The organism is Acidovorax sp. GW823-FHT02H02 (assembly GCF_058797075.1).
The window spans coordinates 310,203-326,498 of the sequence record NZ_JBXAJH010000002.1; the positions used below are offsets into that span (position 1 = coordinate 310,203).

At 62.2% G+C, this 16,296-nt stretch carries 16 protein-coding genes and 1 pseudogene; 3 read left to right on the forward strand and 14 right to left on the reverse strand.

Annotated features, from left to right (window positions below):
* Positions 1–171 precede the first annotated feature (171 nt).
* Both AC1RDS_RS03195 and AC1RDS_RS03200 read right to left on the reverse strand, forming a co-directional pair.
* Positions 172–1,272, reverse strand: coding sequence for a hypothetical protein (locus tag AC1RDS_RS03195; protein ID WP_492226665.1), 1,101 nt, complete (start codon positions 1,270–1,272; stop codon positions 172–174).
* 158 nt (positions 1,273–1,430) lie between these two features.
* Positions 1,431–2,381 carry a metallophosphoesterase gene (locus AC1RDS_RS03200; protein ID WP_492226666.1) on the reverse strand — a complete coding sequence of 317 codons (951 nt, stop codon included), beginning with the start codon at positions 2,379–2,381 and terminating at the stop codon, positions 1,431–1,433.
* A gap of 79 nt (positions 2,382–2,460) precedes the next feature.
* On the opposite strand from AC1RDS_RS03200, the gene AC1RDS_RS03205 reads away from it, so the two are divergent.
* On the forward strand, positions 2,461–3,165 hold the full coding sequence (locus AC1RDS_RS03205) for an NUDIX hydrolase (protein WP_492226667.1): 705 nt from the start codon (positions 2,461–2,463) through the stop codon (positions 3,163–3,165).
* 291 nt (positions 3,166–3,456) lie between these two features.
* Positions 3,457–3,798: an EAL domain-containing protein gene (locus AC1RDS_RS03210; RefSeq protein WP_492226694.1), complete on the forward strand. Its 342-nt coding sequence runs from the start codon at positions 3,457–3,459 to the stop codon at positions 3,796–3,798.
* Between the two features lie 253 nt (positions 3,799–4,051).
* Here the strand turns inward: AC1RDS_RS03210 and AC1RDS_RS03215 are convergent.
* From AC1RDS_RS03215 to AC1RDS_RS03235, 5 genes and pseudogenes are all read right to left on the reverse strand, one after another.
* Positions 4,052–4,228, reverse strand: a pseudogene (locus AC1RDS_RS03215) (IS5/IS1182 family transposase); the annotation flags it as partial.
* Between the two features lie 64 nt (positions 4,229–4,292).
* Positions 4,293–5,252: an NAD(P)H-dependent flavin oxidoreductase gene (locus AC1RDS_RS03220; RefSeq protein ID WP_492226668.1), complete on the reverse strand. Its 960-nt coding sequence runs from the start codon at positions 5,250–5,252 to the stop codon at positions 4,293–4,295.
* 31 nt (positions 5,253–5,283) lie between these two features.
* The gene (locus AC1RDS_RS03225) at positions 5,284–6,435 is read right to left on the reverse strand and encodes an acyl-CoA dehydrogenase family protein (RefSeq protein ID WP_492226669.1); all 1,152 of its coding nucleotides are present in this window, start codon (positions 6,433–6,435) and stop codon (positions 5,284–5,286) included.
* Between the two features lie 12 nt (positions 6,436–6,447).
* Positions 6,448–7,233 carry an enoyl-CoA hydratase-related protein gene (locus AC1RDS_RS03230; protein ID WP_492226670.1) on the reverse strand — a complete coding sequence of 262 codons (786 nt, stop codon included), beginning with the start codon at positions 7,231–7,233 and terminating at the stop codon, positions 6,448–6,450.
* Between the two features lie 13 nt (positions 7,234–7,246).
* Complete coding sequence (locus AC1RDS_RS03235) at positions 7,247–8,014, reverse strand: SDR family oxidoreductase (RefSeq protein ID WP_492226671.1); 768 nt, start codon at positions 8,012–8,014, stop codon at positions 7,247–7,249.
* Between the two features lie 123 nt (positions 8,015–8,137).
* Here AC1RDS_RS03235 and AC1RDS_RS03240 point away from each other — a divergent pair, with 123 nt between their 5' ends.
* The gene (locus AC1RDS_RS03240; RefSeq protein ID WP_492226672.1) at positions 8,138–8,815 is read left to right on the forward strand and encodes a TetR/AcrR family transcriptional regulator; all 678 of its coding nucleotides are present in this window, start codon (positions 8,138–8,140) and stop codon (positions 8,813–8,815) included.
* 12 nt (positions 8,816–8,827) lie between these two features.
* On the opposite strand, the gene AC1RDS_RS03245 is transcribed toward AC1RDS_RS03240, so the two are convergent.
* From AC1RDS_RS03245 to AC1RDS_RS03275, 7 genes are all read right to left on the reverse strand, one after another.
* Positions 8,828–10,048 carry a CaiB/BaiF CoA transferase family protein gene (locus tag AC1RDS_RS03245; RefSeq protein ID WP_492226673.1) on the reverse strand — a complete coding sequence of 407 codons (1,221 nt, stop codon included), beginning with the start codon at positions 10,046–10,048 and terminating at the stop codon, positions 8,828–8,830.
* Between the two features lie 26 nt (positions 10,049–10,074).
* Positions 10,075–10,845 (reverse strand): enoyl-CoA hydratase/isomerase family protein, encoded by a 771-nt coding sequence (locus tag AC1RDS_RS03250; RefSeq protein ID WP_492226674.1) that lies wholly within the window; start codon positions 10,843–10,845, stop codon positions 10,075–10,077.
* Positions 10,846–10,848: 3 nt separating this feature from the next.
* A complete protein-coding gene (locus AC1RDS_RS03255; RefSeq protein ID WP_492226675.1) occupies positions 10,849–12,000 on the reverse strand; it encodes an acyl-CoA dehydrogenase family protein in 1,152 nt (383 codons plus the stop codon).
* A gap of 30 nt (positions 12,001–12,030) precedes the next feature.
* The gene (locus AC1RDS_RS03260; protein WP_492226676.1) at positions 12,031–13,209 is read right to left on the reverse strand and encodes an acyl-CoA dehydrogenase family protein; all 1,179 of its coding nucleotides are present in this window, start codon (positions 13,207–13,209) and stop codon (positions 12,031–12,033) included.
* A gap of 6 nt (positions 13,210–13,215) precedes the next feature.
* A complete protein-coding gene (locus AC1RDS_RS03265; protein WP_492226677.1) occupies positions 13,216–14,193 on the reverse strand; it encodes a Bug family tripartite tricarboxylate transporter substrate binding protein in 978 nt (325 codons plus the stop codon).
* A 66-nt stretch (positions 14,194–14,259) separates the two neighbouring features.
* Positions 14,260–15,045: an enoyl-CoA hydratase/isomerase family protein gene (locus tag AC1RDS_RS03270; RefSeq protein WP_492226678.1), complete on the reverse strand. Its 786-nt coding sequence runs from the start codon at positions 15,043–15,045 to the stop codon at positions 14,260–14,262.
* Between the two features lie 3 nt (positions 15,046–15,048).
* Positions 15,049–16,230 carry an acyl-CoA dehydrogenase family protein gene (locus AC1RDS_RS03275; RefSeq protein WP_492226679.1) on the reverse strand — a complete coding sequence of 394 codons (1,182 nt, stop codon included), beginning with the start codon at positions 16,228–16,230 and terminating at the stop codon, positions 15,049–15,051.
* Positions 16,231–16,296 lie beyond the last annotated feature (66 nt).

The following is a 16,296-nucleotide window of genomic DNA, read 5'->3' on the forward strand; positions in this document are numbered from 1 at the left end:
GTTGTCTGCAACAACATCTTCCATCAAGGATGGTCGCGTCTTGGAATACACGCTAACAGGCCGCTGCATGACCAATGAGACCATTCAGCCGCAAAAGCGCCACCTTGAATCGATACGTAAGGGTTGAACCCTGAAACCAGGCCAGCGGTGGAGGTTGGCACGCCACTATGCTCAGTCGGGCCATTTCTGAATCTGGTTGCCGTTAACCAAAGCCGCCTCACCCAGGTCCACCAGCCGGATCCAGTGGCCACGAACAGCCGCCGGCGCGAGGGCCAACAACTGGCGCAAGGACAAGGTCATCGCATCCACCCAGCCGCGGTTTACCTTGAGCCCCAGGTCGTGGTTGTCGGTGCGCAGGCGCATGAGGCCGTCCTTGATCTCTAAGGCCACCTGGACATCAATTGGTGGCCCTACCAGACAGTCATCCACTGCATATGCCTGGCGCAACCAGCGCAATGCCTGCCGGAAACTTACCCCGTCCAAATCGGCATGAGGGAATCCAGCTTTCAAGGCCCGCAGGTCGCGCTGATGCTGGCGGTACACCCAGCCCAGTTCCAGTTGCTGCGGAATCAGCCGGTTGCCGAACACGCTTTCCCATAACTCCAGCACGGCCTGAATCATTCGACCCCGAGGCCAGTCATTCAACACCAGCGCCTCCGGGCAGTTCCAACTACGCACCTTGTGGGCGTAAGCGACAAACCGCCAATCGTTGAACATGCCTTTGGAGGCGGACATGTTGATCTCAACGCCTTCAAAGACAGACCGCCACTCATACACGTCTTCGTAACCACCCGACGTAGGCGAAAAATCCAGTTCGCGTAGCACCTGTTCCACGCCCACCACCTCGTTGGCGAAGTTCAACACCGCCCCTTCATAGGCCAGGTGCATGGCCCGCTCAAAGACAGGTGACTCCATCGCTTCGTCACCGACCAAATCGCGTACCTGTTGCACAGCTTTTTCGACATTACCTTGCTCTTGCTGCGCAACGACAAGCTCCATGTCAGCCACGGCCAGTTGGCTGACCGGGCGAAGGCATTTGTCCGCCACTATGATTTCCTGGCGCGCCTGGCCGTCGATCATGGCCGGCTCGGCTGTCAGCAAAACCTGCCATGCAAACACGGGATTTCGGGCATTCAACAATGCCTGGACCCAGCCTACGGGATGTCGAACGATGGCCAGCCGTCCATCTGGACTTCCAGCAATCCCGTGCAGAGAAGCCAACATGCCCACGCGCCCCACCGCGTTTTCAGGTATCCCTATCTTGCCGTCCATGTTGCGCCCCTAAAAGATCAATACCTGCTGCCGTTTGCCACCTGCTTGTCGTCGTGGGCTCCCCAGCTGGTGCGCTGGAGTATCGCCACCATGCCGGGGAACACGATGGCGTTGTTTGGACTGGGTATTTCTGCCATCGGTTGCCTCCAAAAGTTCGATCAGCCCACCGGAATCCAGACCAACTTGTCGTTGGAAAGCTCGGCCTCGCCGTCCCATCTGTAGGCCACCAGGGGACCGTTTGCCGCTGCTGACCAGTCCAGACAAGCCAGCTTGGAGCTTTCGATCACTGGATGGCCGCTGAACCAGTGGTGGCCAACGAAGATCGGAGAACCCTCGATCGCACTGATCACCAGTTCCGCGGGCCACTCCAGCCCCTTGAGCTGTTCTTCCTGGCCCTTGGGCACGATCGCCACCTCGTGGATCTCCTTGGCCCATTCACGCCAGTTGGCGATCCGCACGTTGCGGTGCCTGTGGCCGGCCTTGTCCAGAATGAAGCCACCATCCGGCAACGGGAGCTCCAGGCCGCAGGTCAGCAGTTCCCGCGCCCACTTGATCCGGGAGCTTCCGTCATAGGCGGCAATGAGAAGGTTGTCATCCAGTGCACGGCCATCGTTCCACCCAGCATCCTTGAGCACCTGGACTGCTTCATCGTCCCAGCAGCCGTGTACCGCCCGAAAGCCACCGAGGTCCAGGAATGGGGGGAGGGTCTTGAACCATTCCACCCAGGCCATGTGCTCCTTGGAGCCTTCGCCGACCTGCGCCAGGAATTCGGCGTGCCGCAATCGATTCTTTTGGCACTTGCTGGAATCACCGCGGTTAGGACGCAGACACTCGCCCTCGGCCGCAGGGTCGGCGGTGGCGAATCCGATCGCGTTGAACTCGTGGTTGCCCATGATCGCGCGGGCATCACCAGAATCGATCATGCTGCGGGCGATCTCCAGCACCCGCATTTGCTCAGGCCCGCGGTCGATCAGATCACCCAGAAAAATTGCCTGCCGCCCCGCCGGTGCCTTGTATCTGCGGCCGCAGGGCATGTAGCCCATCTTCAGCAGCAGGGCTTCGAGCTTGGTGGCGTGGCCGTGGATGTCGCCGATGAGGTCATACGCCATATTTGAGTCATTCATGCTCGGCTCTTTCTAAGTTGCGTCATGCAATTAACTATAGGCGACTTAAATGCATAATGCAACTATGCAAAAAACCCATCACCTCAAAAGCATCATCGAGTCTGATCGATCGCCGACTAAGCAGCACCCCATGCCGTTCGTGCGGGTGGAGCTGGTGGTGCTCTGCGTGGTGGGAGATCGCCTGCATGTGTTGCTAAGCCATCGCGAGGGGGCGCCCTACAAGGGCAAATGGGGGCTGCCTGGGGGCGTATTGCGGATTGATCTGGACGGCTCACTGGAAGCTGCCGCACAACGGGTGGCGCAAGAGCGCCTGAACATGAGCTTGCCCAACTTGGATCAGGTCGCGGCGGTAGGGGGCGCCGATCGAGATCCTCGCGCCCCCTGGGCCATGAGCGTGGTCTACCGCAGCCTGGTGCAAGCTGATCTGGGTGCCACACCGGGCAAGCGGGTGCAGGCGCTGGCCTGGAGAAACGTGACCGATGTGATGCAGGCACCGGATTTGGCCTTTGACCATGCCAGTTTAGTTGCCAAGGCAGTGGAAGAAACCCGGCGGGAAGTTCGTGAACTGCGCTTTCAGACAGGATGGCTACCGGAAGAATTTACCTTGAGTGAACTTCAAGCGTTAAGCGAGGCGGTCTTGGCAGGACCGCTGGACAAGGTGACGTTCCGGCGGCGAATAGTGGCGTCAGGCTGTGCGTTCGCCCTGGAAGGAAAAATGAAGATGAGTGGGGCACATAGACCGGCGCAACTTTATTCGCTTGCAGGTTGATTTAGCAGCGATAGATGGCGGGCCGGGCGGGCATCGTTGAGGAAGTCGGCCTACCCCGCGCCGCAATGGCCGTATCGCTGACTGGTTTAACGGAAAAGATACCCAGCGCAACGTGCTGTATGAGGATAAGGCGCAGATTGCCGAGGGGGTGACGGGCAGATTGGACCCCAGAAACGCAAATCCCACCTTTAAGGGGTGGGATCTCGTGTCGGCCAAGGGCTCTATCAACACCGTTGAGCCCAATGCTAGGGCGGCTACTGCTTCGATCTCCAACAAAACAATCATTGCAGCATTCGGCGCCCCCATCAGCCGTTGTGTTGTACAGGTTTGCCCCGAGCATCCTCTTCCAACGCCATCCATAAGTACGGGGTAGGCGACGACAAACTCAAGCTCGAAATCACCGAGAGCTCCCTGCAGGACAACATCCAGGCCACCATCGAGAAGATGCGTGAGCTGCGCCAGCAGGGCGTTTGTTTCGCGATCGATGACTTTGGCACCGGGTACTCCTCCCTGTCCTCGCTGCGCAATCTGCCGATTCAGATCGTCAAGATCGATCGCTCGTTTGTCCGTGACATCGACTGCGATTCCAAAGATGCCGCGATTGCTCGGACGATCCTGCATCTGACTGCCTGATCCGTCAGCGCGGCGCACCACCAGACTACAACGCTGATTTGAAGGAGAGCCTGCACAAAGCGTATTGATGAAATGACGGTCAAACCGGGTTGGGAAATTCCGATGAATCGCCAGTACCTTGAGTACATCCCGGAGATAGGAACCCCAGCCGCGAATTGCCATCATGGGCAGCAGCGACCACTGCACCAACAGCCCGGATGTAAGGCAGCAAACCCTTCAGACCATCACAACGCAAAAAGCTTACTCTCCTTGGGCGGACCATGTAAGGCGATTCAAACGGCTGCTGGCCCCGGCGCCCATTCTCGGGTGCGTAGGGCTCAATCAGACAGACCAGTTCAGCCCAGGGGACTACCAGTTCCATAGCATCGAGGAATTCGCGCTTGCGTGTGCGCTTGGTAGTATTGCTCAGGCCCAGGCTGCTTTGCTTCATGCAGGTATTGTCTAGGCTTCAAACCCGCCCAATCAAATCACGCAGGAATTCGTGCAGAAGTTCCCTAGAGCAGTCGCGACCTGGCGGAGCGGTACTCCGCCTCCAGTCGGTCGACCAAAGCGGCTACATCGGGCACGTCCTGGATGGTGCCGATACCCTGCCCCGCACCCCAGATGTCTTTCCATGCTTTGACGCCTTGCGTGTCCACCTGCGGCATACCCGTGCGTGCGACCTCAGTCGCGGGGAGGTAATCCGGGTCCAGCCCGGCGGCAGAGATGCTCTCGCGCAGATAGTTACCGTGCACGCCCGTGAAATAATCAGTGTAAATCACGTCCGCCGCCTTGCCGCGCACGATCGCCTGCTTGTACTCCTCGCGCGCATGCGATTCGCGCGTAGCGATGAACCGCGTGCCCATGTAGGCATAGTCGGCGCCCATGGCCTGGGCGGCAAGGATTCCGGAACCGGTGGTGATTGCGCCTGACAGCACGAGCGGACCGTCATACACCGAGCGAATCTCGTTAACCAGTGCGATCGGGTTGATGCGCCCCGCATGCCCGCCTGCACCTCCGGCCACCAGGATAAGTCCGTCGACGCCGGCTTCGAGTGCCTTCATGGCATGGCGGAAGTTCACGACGTCGTGCAGGATGACGCCACCGTAGCGATGGATCTCCTGCACCACCTCGTTCGGCGCGCGCAGACTGGTAATGGTGATGGGCACCTGCAGGCGTACGCAGGTTTCAACGTCGCGGTAAGCCCGCTCGTTGCCCGGGCTCAGCACCTGGTTGACGGCGAACGGAGCGACGACCTGGCCGGGATGTTCGCGCTGGTATGCATCCAGCTCCTGCCGGATATCCACGATCCATCGTTCCAACTCGCTCTCTGGGCGTGCGTTGAGGGCAGGAAACGAACCAACTAGGCCGGCCTTGCACTGTGCCTTAACCAGCTCGGGAAAAGACACGAGGAACATGGGCGAACAGATCACGGGCAGCCGAGTGCGGCCCTCGAGCATGGGAATGACTGCCATGAATACCTTGCGAAGGAGGAAAGGACGGCCCTTAGCGGGGGAAAATGTGATTGGCGATCGCGTTCTTCTGCGTCTGCGTAGTGCCGCCGGTGATGGTCAACATGCGGACGTCGCGGAACATGCGCTCGAGCGGCAACAGCCCGAAGTAGCCATAGCCGCCGAACATCTGCTGGCAGTTGATCACCGCCTTCTGCGCCATCTCCGTCGCGTAGACCTTGGCCACCGACGACAGGCACGGGTCCGCCTTGCCGGCATCCACAGCCGCCAACGCGCGGTAGCAAAGGCCGCGTGCTGCCTCGATCTCGATCCACATGTCAGCCATCATCCATCGTAAGCCCTGCATGTCCGCAAGCCGCTGGCCAAACTGCTTTCGAACCATCATGTAGTCGCGCGCCATTTCGAAGGCGCCTTCCGCGACGCCCAGCGCCATCACACCCATGCCGACCCGCGTCGCGTTGTAGACGGCAAGTGTCTGCACGAAGCCCTTCGAATTTTCCGCGCTACCCATAGTGACCACATTCCCGACGGGCACCCGCACGTTGTCGAAGAACAGCTCGTTCTCGCTCGCGCCTCGCACGCCCATCTTGTGCTTGATCTTGTGGACCTGTAGCCCTGGGCTGCCTTTTTCAACCAGCAGCGTGCCGACACCCCTGGCCCCCTTGGAGGGCTCGAACCGGGCGTAGACTAAGTGCAGGTCCGCTCGGTCGCCGTATGTCGTAAAAACCTTCTGCCCGTTGACAACGTAGTCATCCCCATCCCGCACTGCCGACGTTGTGATGGCAGCGCCGTCGGATCCGGCTTCCGGCTCTGTCCAGGCAATGCTGCACTCCAGCTCGCCGCTGATGAACTTCGGCATGAGCCGATTGCGCAGCGGTTCCGGCGCGCAGGTGGCAACAATGCGCGGCGAGACGTTCTGCTCATGAACGATCAGCGCCGTCGCCAGGTCTACCTTGGCGATCTCTTCGATCACGAGGTAGGTGTCGACTAGCCCCAGCCCTGAGCCCCCATGAGCCTCGTCGATGCTGAGCCCGAGATAGCCCAGCTCGCACAGGAGCTTCTTGTTCTCTTCCGGGAATTCCTCGTTACGGTCCCAGCGCTCCGCCTTGCCCCGGAAGACCTCGGTCGCCAGCTTGCGGGCGGCGTCGCGCATTTCGACCTGCTGGGGTGTAAGTTCAAAGTCCATGATGTGCCTCGCTCAGGATTTCAGCTTGCCGCGGAAGTCGGGCTTGCGCTTCTCCAGGAACGCCTGCACGCCTTCCTTGGACTCCTCGGTCTGGTAAAATAGGGCCAACGCCTCAAAGCCAAGGTTGCCGATGCCTCGGATGGAATCGGAGTCTTGGTTGAATGAGCGTTTCGCGATCGCCAATGCGGTCGGGCTCTTCTCGAGGATCTCGCGGCACCAGAGATCCACTTCGATGTCCAGGTCCTCAGCCGGCACGACTTTATTAACCCAGCCCATGCGCTCTGCCTCGACGGCGGAATAGCGCCGGCAGAGATACCAGACTTCCCGCGCCTTCTTCTCGCCAATGACTCGCGCTAGCAGTGCTGTCCCCCAGCCCGGGTCGACCGAGCCCACTTTTGGGCCCACCTGCCCCAACATGGCTGTGTCGGCGGCGATGGCGAGGTCGCACACAGTCACAAGCACATTGCCGCCACCGATGGCAAAGCCGTTGACCCGGGCGATCACGGGCTTGCGGCAGTCGCGGATCGCACTCTGCATTTCCTCCACCGGAAGCCCGATCACGCCGCGGCCGCCGTAGCTGCCTTCGTGGCTCGACTGATCGCCGCCGGTGCAAAACGCCTTCTGACCCGCGCCGGTGATCACCACGACGCCGATGGCGCGATCATGGTCTGCATCCCTCATGGCCGCGATGATTTCCTCGCAAGTCTGGGCGCGAAACGCGTTGTAGACCGTCGGCCGGTTGATGGTGATCCGCGCAACGCCGTCGCGCTTCTCGTACAGGATATCTTCGTAGTTCATGTAGTGTCCCAGGTTATCCGTGCATCGTGAGACCGCCAGAGATGCTGAGCACCTGGCCGGTCATGAAAGCTGCCTCGTCCGACAGCATCAGCGCGAGCATCCCCGCGTAGTCCTCGGGTTCGCCCAAACGCTTGAGCGGAATGGCGCGCTTGAGTCCCTCGGCAATCTTGGCGCCAGCCTCGCCGGCGCCAGTAAAGCTCTGGAGAATCGGCGTGTCTGTCGGACCAGGGCACAGCGCGTTGAGGGTCACTCCATTACGCGCCAACTCGCGTGCCATGGTCTTGGTGAATGCGATGATGCCGCCCTTGCACGCGGAGTAGACTGCTTCTCCCGACGACCCAACGCGGCCCGCATCGGATGCCACGTTCGCCACGCGCCCGAAACCACGCGCCGCCATGCCCTTGAGCACCACGTGGTGCATGGTTAGCGGACCGTATAGGTTGATGTGCACGACCTTGTCCCAAAACGCACGGTCGGTGTTGAGGAAGTTGCTGACCGCGTCCCAGCCTGCGATGTTGGCGAGACCTTCGACCGGTCCGAAGCGCTGCTCGAACTCTGCATGAGCGGACTCGACGGCCGACAGATCGGAGATGTCCAACTGCCATGCCGCTGCTCGGCCCCCAACTTCGTTGATGCTGTCGGCGGTGTGCGTGGCACCTTCGCCATTCAGGTCGAAGATCCCGACCACACATCCTTCGGCCCCCAACCGCAAGGCCGCGGCCCGCCCGATACCGCTTGCGCCACCCGTGAGGATTACCCGGCGATCCTTTAAACCCTTCATGTTTGTCTCCTCCAGCCCATCTGCGGGGGCTGCGAAATTAGTCTAACATACGTTAGGCAGATTGGAAGCGCGATGTGCAATAATCCCCCCCTATCGGCCATGCGGCGGGCGGAATCTACTCGAATGGCTACAAGTATCAAAATAGCGCGGGAGCGCAAGACAGTGCCGTCGACCGCGGGGCGCAAGCGCACGGCCAGAAAGGCCGTGCCGGCAGCCAAGGCAAAGTCCTCAACGCGCTCGATCATCCTGCAACACGCTGCTCGCCTGCTGCGCGAGAACGGCTACGCGGCGGTATCGCTGCGCCAGATTGCGGCCGAGGCGAACATCAAGGCCGGGAGTATCTATTACCACTTCGAGTCGAAGGAAGAGATCCTGCACCACGTGCTGGAAGAAGGTCTGCGGGTCATCGTCCAGGAAGTAAACAAGGCCGTGGCGCAGCTGCCTGCGGGCACGCCCTTTCGCGAGCGGCTACGCGCCGTGATCCGCAGCCATCTGCACGGTTTGCTCCAGGTGGGCGACTTTTCCTCGGCCAACATTCGCATCTACGGGCAGGTGCCGCCCGACGTACGCAAGCGGCACCACGTGGCACGGCGCGCCTTTGCCGACTGGTGGGACGGGTTCCTGGAGCAAGCGGTCGCCGAAGGATCTCTGCGGTCGAACCTAGACCTGAGCATCATTCGGGTGTTCATTGTCGGCGCGCTGAACTGGACAGTGGAGTGGTACGACCCCGAGAAGGGATCGTTCGACAAGCTGGCCGATCAGCTGTACACGATCATTGCCGACGGGTTGGTCAGCGATTGATCGCACCGGTGCTTAGATGATGCCTTTGCGCTGGAGGGCGGCGAGCTCTTCGCCGGTCTTCCCCAGCAGCTCGCCCAGCACTTCGGCCGTGTGTTGTCCCAGCCGGGGAGGCGCGGCCCGGTAGGTGACGGGCGTCTCCGACAAGTGGATCGGATTACCGACGGATGCCATGCTGGCGCCATGGCCGGTTGGAATGTCGACACGCATGCCCCGGTGCACGAGCTGCGGGTGTTCGAAGACTTGTCGGTAGTCGTTGATGCGGCCGTTGGGCACATCGTGGGCGCTCAGGCGCTCCAGCCAGTGCTCCGACGGCAGGGTCAGCATGGTGCGTTCCATTTCCGGGATCAGTTCCAGACGGTGCGTGATGCGTCCCGGCGCCGTGCTGAAGCGCGCGTCGGCGCCGAGGTCCGGCCGCTCGATCGCCACGCAGAACCGCTGCCACTGACCGTCGTTGCCGGCCGCGACGATGATGTGCCCGTTCGAAGTGCGGAACACCTGATACGGCACCATCACCGCGTGCGCGTTGCCATAACGGCGCGGCACGCTACCGGTGAGCAGGTGCGTCGCCGCATGGTTGGCACCCATCGCGGCGATGCAATCGAGCAGAGCGATGTCAATATACTGCCCCGTGCCTGATGCATGCCGGTGGTTCAGCGCAGCGAGGACCGCAATGCTCGCATACATGCCGGTCATCAGGTCGGTTACGGCAACCCCCACTTTCTGCGGCCCGCCGCCCGGCTTGTCGTCGGCCTCGCCGGTCACGCTCATCAGCCCCCCCTCGCCCTGGAAGACGAAGTCGTAGCCCGGGCGGTCCGCATACGGGCCGTCCTGGCCGTAACCGGTGATGGAACAATAGACTAGGCGCGGGTTGATCTCGCGGAGCGAGGAGTAGTCGAGCCCATAGCGCGCGAGGTCGCCCACTTTGTAGTTCTCCACCACCACGTCGGCGCGAAGCGCAAGTTCGCGCACCAGGGCCTGACCTTCCTCGCTGGCGATGTCGACCGAGATCGACTTCTTGTTGCGGTTGGCTGCGGTGTAGTAAGTGGAGTCCGCGCGCGCTCCTTCGGCCGCCGTCACCCACGGCGGGCCCCAGTGCCGCGTGTCGTCGCCCGCTTGCGGCCGCTCCACCTTGACCACGTCGGCGCCCAGGTCAGCCAGCATCTGCGTGCACCAGGGGCCGGCGAGGATGCGGGTCAAGTCGAGGACGAAGATTCCTGAAAGTGCGCCTGTCATCTGGAGTCCTAAGTGGGTGGCTGCACTCAGTTCCCGCGGAACTGGGGCACCGTCTTGTTCCTAAACGCGTCGACGGCGTTCACATGGTCCTCGGACTGCATGATGACCGCCTCCGCCGACGCTTCAAGTTCGAGGAATTCCTCGAGGTTCATTGACAGACCGCGCGCAAGCAAGGCCTTGTCGAGGCCAAAGGCCCGGGTGGGTCCGGCCGCCAGCCGCTCGGCCAGGCCCATGGCCTCGTCCATCAAGATCTCGGGAGAAAACACCGCCCGCACGATGCCGAGCTGCTTCGCGTGCTCCGCGTCGATCACGTCGGCCAGCAGCACCATTTCCTTGGCGCGCTGCGTGCCAACGATGCGCGCCAGCAGGTAGAGCCCTCCACCGTCCGGGATCATCCCGACTTTGCTGTAGCTCTGGCAGAAACGGGCGGTGCTGGAAGCGAGGATGACGTCGCCCAGCAGGGCGACGTTGAAGCCGACCCCGAACGCCACGCCATTCACCGCGACGACCACGGGCTTCTCAAGCCCGTACAGCGCCAGCGTAACGCGGTGCTGCTGCCGCAGCCGGTCACGCATCGCAAGGGCGCCGGTGCTGCCGAAGGTCTTGATGTCGCCGCCCGAACAGAAGGCGTCGCCAGCGCCGGTGATGACCAGCGCACGAATCGAATCGTCGTCCCGCACCTGGTACACCACACGTTCCATTTCGCGCCGCATATCGGGCGTCAACGCATTGCGCGCCGCCGTGTTGTCCAGCGTCATCACGGCGACACTGCCGCGTAGCTCCAGGGTGATCGGCATCGGCTATCGCGGGCTCAGACCCATCTGGCGCGCGATCAGGTTGCGCTGCATCTGGGAGGTGCCGGCGGCGATCGTCGTCGATCGCGCGTCACGGAAATGCCGCTGCATGTCAAACTCCATGATGTAGCCGTAGCCACCCATGATCTGCATGCCGTTGTTGGCAGCCTTGACGTAGGTTTCGGACGCGATGAGCTTGGCCATTGACAGCGTCTTGAGCGCGTCGCGCCCGATGCTCATCTCCCAGGCGGCCTTGAGCATCAGCATGCGTGCGGCCTCCACCTCGGCCTGCATGTCGGCCAGCATGTGTGCAATGGCCTGGAAGTCGCCAATCGCCTGGCCGAACTGCTTGCGCTCCTTGGCGTATTGCAGCGCCAGATCGACGGTGGCCTGCGCGGCGCCGCAGTAGCCCGCGGTTGTCATCATACGTTCGAGCTGCAGCCCTGACAGCATGTAGTTCCAGCCGCAGTTGACCTCGCCCACCAGGCGATCCTTCGGGACGCGGACGTTGTCGAAAAAGATTTCGTACGTGCCTATCGAGCGGCGGCCGAGCGTGTCGAGCTTGCGCAGTTGAATTCCAGGCGTCGTGTTGTCCACCAGGAATAGCGAGATCCCTTGCTTATACGGCACGCTGGCGTCCGTCTTCGCATACACCGAGATTACAGCATCGCGTGCGCCGGAGCCGGTGGAAAACACCTTCTGGCCGTTCAGCACCCACGCATCACCATCGAGCCGCGCGGTCGTCCGCATTGCGCCCGCATCCGAACCCGCTCCCGGCTCCGTCATGGCTATGGACATGCGGATCTCGCCCTTGATCAGTTTCGGGATGAAGTACTGCTTCTGTTCCTCGCTCGCGTTGTGCAGCAGGTTCATGCCATTGAAGACGCTGGTGCCGTAGCCGCCGAGGTAGTCGTAGCTGGTGCGCCCAATCTCCTCCGACACCGCGACGAAGTCCATGATGTTGCCGCCCAGGCCGCCGTACGCCTCGGGGAACGCCATGGCGACGAGGCCGAGGTCGACGAAGCCCTGGTACACCTCGTACGGGTAGCGTCCTTCGCGGTCTGTGGCGCGCACGTACTCGGGCGTCGCGACTTCGTCGAGCATGCGGCGCACGCTGGTGCGCAATATGCGCTGCTCTTCGCTGTATTCGAAATCCATGTCCTGTCCTTGTTTGTATCTGGGAGAGTGTCAGCTGCGTCGCTGGTCGAAGCTGCGACCGTAGACCAGTGAGGCCACCGTGTTGCGCAGGATCTCGACGGTGCCGCCACCCAACGCGAAGCCGCGGGAGTCGCGCACCATCCGCTCCAGCGGGAACTCGCGCGTGTAGCCATAGTGGCCGTGAATCTGCAGCGCCTCGTTGGTGACTCGCTGCACCATCTCGTTGGCGTAAAGCTTGGCGTAAGTCGCCTCGAGCGCGCGCGGAAAGCCGCCTTCCAGCCGGGTTGTGGCGTGCCGGACCATGAGGCGGGCCGCGTGGAGCTGGGTCGCCATGTCGGCTATCTTCCATTGGATTCCTTGGAACTCGCAGATCGGCCGGCCGAACTGGGTGCGTTCACTCGAGTAGGCCACCGCCAAGTCGAACGCGGCCTGGGCGACGCCCAGGCACATGGCCGCGTTGCCGACCCGCTCGGGACCGAAAGAGTTCATCAACAGGCGGAAGCTTTTGGTCGAGCCCAAGTCACCCGGCACGAGCACGTCTTCTTTCGCCACCCGGCAGTTGTCAAAGAACAGCTCCACCTCCCCGACGCCGCGGCCACCCATCTTGGGAGCGGCATGCCCGATTTCAAAGCCCGGCGCGCCCTTCTCGACGATCAGAGCGCCGATGCCATTGGCGCCAGTGGTCTTGCCAAAGCGGGCGAACACCAAAACGTGAGTGGCTTGTGCGCCCCCCGTGCAAAACGCCTTCTGGCCGCTCAGGATGTAGTCGTCGCCGTCTTCGGTTGCAGACGTCGACAGGTCGGTGACAGCGGAGCCGGCGCCCGGCTCGCTGATCCCGATGCCAAACATGTATTCTCCGCTCACGCACTTGGGCAGCCACCGCGCCTTCTGCTCTGGAGTTCCGAGTATCTCGATCGCCCGAGAGGGACCGTTGAGCGCCAGTTGGCAGATCAACCCTGTGTTGAAACAGACCCGGGAGATCTCTTCCAAAAACACGCAGGCATGCGCGATGGTGGCGCCCGAACCTCCGTACTCCTGCGGAATGACTAGGCCCAGGTAACCCAGGCGCGCGAGCAAGTCGCGGTTTTCGGCCGGAAACTCCTCCTGTTCATCCCAGTGGGCGGCCTTGCCGGCGAGCGCCTCCGTGGCGAACTTGCGCACGGCGGACCGGAACTCCTCGAGTTCGGAATCGGAAACTTCTTGCTCCATCTGCAATTACTCCACCTTCACGCCGGTCTCGCGAACGACCTTGCCAAAACGATCGTAGTCCCTGCGAATGACTGCGGCGAATTCTTCGGGGGTGCTGCCCACGATGTTGAAACCGCGGCCGCGCACCCGTTCAGCCATGGCTGGCTCCTTCAGGATGCTGGCGATCGTCTCACTCAACTTCTTGACTATGAGCGGCGGCGTGTTGGCCGGCGCGAGTACGCCGATCCATACTGACAAGTCCATCCCCGTGACATTGGCCTCCTGGAAGGTCGGCACATCCGGCATAGACGCCAGACGGGTGTGCGAGGTGACGCCCAGGCCGCGCAGGGCGCCGCTTTTCACGTGAGGCGCTGCCACCGGTACATCGGCAAACAGGATGGGAACCTGGCCGGCGACGACGTCGTTGACGGCGAGCGAGCTGCCACGATAAGGCACGTGCACCAACGTGGCACCGCTCTGCTGTTGGAACATCTGGCCGGTGAGGTGTCCGGCACCACCGTTGCCGGAGGACGCGAAGCTGTACTTCTCTGGATTCGCCTTGATCAGGGCAATCAGCTCGGTGAGGTTCTTCGCCGGCACCTTCGGATTGACGAATACGCCCATTGGCAAATCCGTCATGATGGACACAGGAGCGAAGTCCTTGATCGCGTCGAAAGGCAGGTTCTTGTAGACGTGCGGGTTGATCGAGTGGCTGGAGTTGACCAGCAGGATCGTGTAGCCATCTGCAGGGGAGGTCGCCAACATGGCGGAGCCGATGCTGCCGGCGCCTCCGGGTCGGTTCTCGACGACTACCGGCTGGCCCCAGCGCTCGCTGAGCTTCTGGGCGACATCGCGCGCGAGCACTTCTGTGCTGCCGCCTGCCGGAATGGGGGCTATGAATCGGATCGTCCGGGTTGGGTACTCCTGGGCCTGTGCGGACAGCGCGATCAACGCGGCGACGCCGGCCAGGGCGCCGGTTCGCAGGACTTGCATCAAACTAGACATGTTGTCTCCTTCTATAAATCTGTTGACACGCTCGTCTTGTGACTGGCGCCCGTGCGGTGCCACCGGTCAGAGACCCTTAAACGAAGGCTTTCGCTTGTCCAGGAACGCTCGCACGCCCTCCGCGTGGTCCTGGGTCTGGATCAACTGGTTCTGGACGTGCGATTCGAATTCGAGGAACTGGTCGAGATCGCAGCCGCCGGTCGCCAGGAACAGCCGCTTGGTCATTCCTAGCGCCAGCCCGGCAGCTTCGGCCAGTTCGCGCGCGAGCGCATCGGCTCGCTCGTGAAGCGCGGCGCCATCCACAAGTTCGGTGATCAACCCGAGGCGGAACGCCTCTTCACCACCCACGAGGCGGGCCGTCATGGTGAGCTCCTTGGCCCGCAGGACGCCAACATACTGGGTAAGCATGTAGACGCTGCCACCGTCAGGCACAAGCCCGATCTTGCGAAATACCTGCCCGAAGCGCGCGGCCGGCGAGGCCAGGATGAAATCTGCTGCCAGTGCCAGGCTCCAGCCGATACCGGTCGCTGCCCCCGCGACGGCGGCGATGACGGGCTTTTCCATGTGCACGATGGCCTTGATGATCTGGTGCGCACCGTGCAGCCGCTGCCGGCCGATCGGGATGGTGGGCTCGGACATGCTGGTGACGTCGGCGCCGGAGCAGAAGGCTTTGTCGGTTCCACGCAACACCACCACCCGCACTGCATCGTTCTGCGCGCAGTGTTGCAGCCGCTCCAGCAGCGCGTTCTTCATGTCTTGGCTGAGTGCGTTGAGTCGCTCAGGGCGATCGAGGGTGATCGTGGCCACACCAGCCACTTGTTCGAATCGCACCGTCATCTGCTGGTGTTCCATACTTCACCTCGCGGCCGCAGCCGCCCTGGTTTTTCCCGCGTACTGCACAGCGATGCGGCCGACTTTCTCACGGGCGATGATCAACTTCATCACGGGCGCCGGCCCATCGCCGATCTCCAGTCCCATGACATCACGCATGCGCTGTTGGTGCGGCAGGTCCATAGACCACCCGTAGTGACCGAAGCTGAGCAGACACTGGTGGATCACGTCGAACGCGGTCTTGGGCGCGAACCACTTGACCATCGCCGCTTCGGCGGTGTGCGGCCGCCCGGCATCCCTCAACTGCAGCCCGTGGTAGCAAAGCTCGCGGGCGGCAGCAATCAGCGTCTCGCCCTCTGACAGCGGAAAGCTCACCCCCTGATACTGAGCCAGCGGCGCGCCAAAGGCTTCCCTGTCCTTCACGTAGGCCCAAGCTTCGTCCAGGGACGCCTGCGCAGCGCCGATGCATTGCAGTGCGATCAGGATACGGCTGTAGTCGAAGCCGCGCATCACCTGTGTGAAGCCGGTCCCTTCCACGCCCAGCAGATACGCCGCAGGCACACGCACATCGTCCAGGAAGAGCGAGCCGCGGCCGACAATCTTGCTGCCCACGTCGTCGAAGGCAGTACGGCTGATGCCGGGGAGGTGTAGCGGGACGAGGAAGGCACTGACTCCGCCCGCGCCTTCCTCGATGGACCCGGTGCGCGCGAAGACGACGGCGGCATCGGCCTGGTCGGCGAAGCTGATTGACGTCTTCTCGCCGCTCAGCACGTAATCACCGCCGTCGCGGTACGCCCGCAACTGCAGGTTGGCGGCGTCGGAGCCTCCGCGCGGCTCAGTCAGGCCCAAGGCGATGATCGCCTCGCCGCTGACGATGCGTGGCACCCAGTGCGCCGCCAGCGCACTCGTGGCGTTGCGAACGATAATGCTGCCCATGAGGGATGCCATCAGCTGCACGTAGCTGACGTTGAAATCGCCATAGGCGAGTTGCTCCATCAGCATCCCCGTGGTAACGCTGTCGGAACCGAGGCCGCCGTACTCCTGCGGCAGATCAACGCCGATGAACCCGAGCCGCCCCATCTCGAGTACGAGCGCGCGGTCGAGGCGGCCTGAGCGCTCGCGGGCCTGGTAATCCGGCAACAGACGCTCAACTGAAAAGCGGCGCACTGCCTCTCGCATCGCGTGTTGGTCATCGCTAAAAAACATCTGCTACTCCGGCCACGTTGATTGCTTGCAACGACCGTTCGGCTCTGCCAAAATCTGCCTAACGTT

Excerpts from the sequence above, each read along its gene's own strand:
- AC1RDS_RS03255 (WP_492226675.1), bottom strand. The coding sequence starts at position 12,000 with ATGGATTTCGAATACAGCGAAGAGCAGCGCATATTGCGCACCAGCGTG.
- AC1RDS_RS03225 (WP_492226669.1), bottom strand. The coding sequence starts at position 6,435 with ATGGACTTTGAACTTACACCCCAGCAGGTCGAAATGCGCGACGCCGCC.
- AC1RDS_RS03260 (WP_492226676.1), bottom strand. The coding sequence starts at position 13,209 with ATGGAGCAAGAAGTTTCCGATTCCGAACTCGAGGAGTTCCGGTCCGCC.
- AC1RDS_RS03220 (WP_492226668.1), bottom strand. The coding sequence starts at position 5,252 with ATGGCAGTCATTCCCATGCTCGAGGGCCGCACTCGGCTGCCCGTGATC.
- AC1RDS_RS03195 (WP_492226665.1), bottom strand. The coding sequence starts at position 1,272 with ATGGACGGCAAGATAGGGATACCTGAAAACGCGGTGGGGCGCGTGGGC.
- AC1RDS_RS03275 (WP_492226679.1), bottom strand. The coding sequence starts at position 16,230 with ATGTTTTTTAGCGATGACCAACACGCGATGCGAGAGGCAGTGCGCCGC.
- AC1RDS_RS03200 (WP_492226666.1), bottom strand. The coding sequence starts at position 2,381 with ATGGCGTATGACCTCATCGGCGACATCCACGGCCACGCCACCAAGCTC.
- AC1RDS_RS03250 (WP_492226674.1), bottom strand. The coding sequence starts at position 10,845 with ATGCCGATCACCCTGGAGCTACGCGGCAGTGTCGCCGTGATGACGCTG.
- AC1RDS_RS03270 (WP_492226678.1), bottom strand. The coding sequence starts at position 15,045 with ATGGAACACCAGCAGATGACGGTGCGATTCGAACAAGTGGCTGGTGTG.
- AC1RDS_RS03245 (WP_492226673.1), bottom strand. The coding sequence starts at position 10,048 with ATGACAGGCGCACTTTCAGGAATCTTCGTCCTCGACTTGACCCGCATC.
- AC1RDS_RS03240 (WP_492226672.1), top strand. The coding sequence starts at position 8,138 with ATGGCTACAAGTATCAAAATAGCGCGGGAGCGCAAGACAGTGCCGTCG.
- AC1RDS_RS03265 (WP_492226677.1), bottom strand. The coding sequence starts at position 14,193 with ATGTCTAGTTTGATGCAAGTCCTGCGAACCGGCGCCCTGGCCGGCGTC.
- AC1RDS_RS03205 (WP_492226667.1), top strand. The coding sequence starts at position 2,461 with ATGCAAAAAACCCATCACCTCAAAAGCATCATCGAGTCTGATCGATCG.
- AC1RDS_RS03230 (WP_492226670.1), bottom strand. The coding sequence starts at position 7,233 with ATGAACTACGAAGATATCCTGTACGAGAAGCGCGACGGCGTTGCGCGG.
- AC1RDS_RS03235 (WP_492226671.1), bottom strand. The coding sequence starts at position 8,014 with ATGAAGGGTTTAAAGGATCGCCGGGTAATCCTCACGGGTGGCGCAAGC.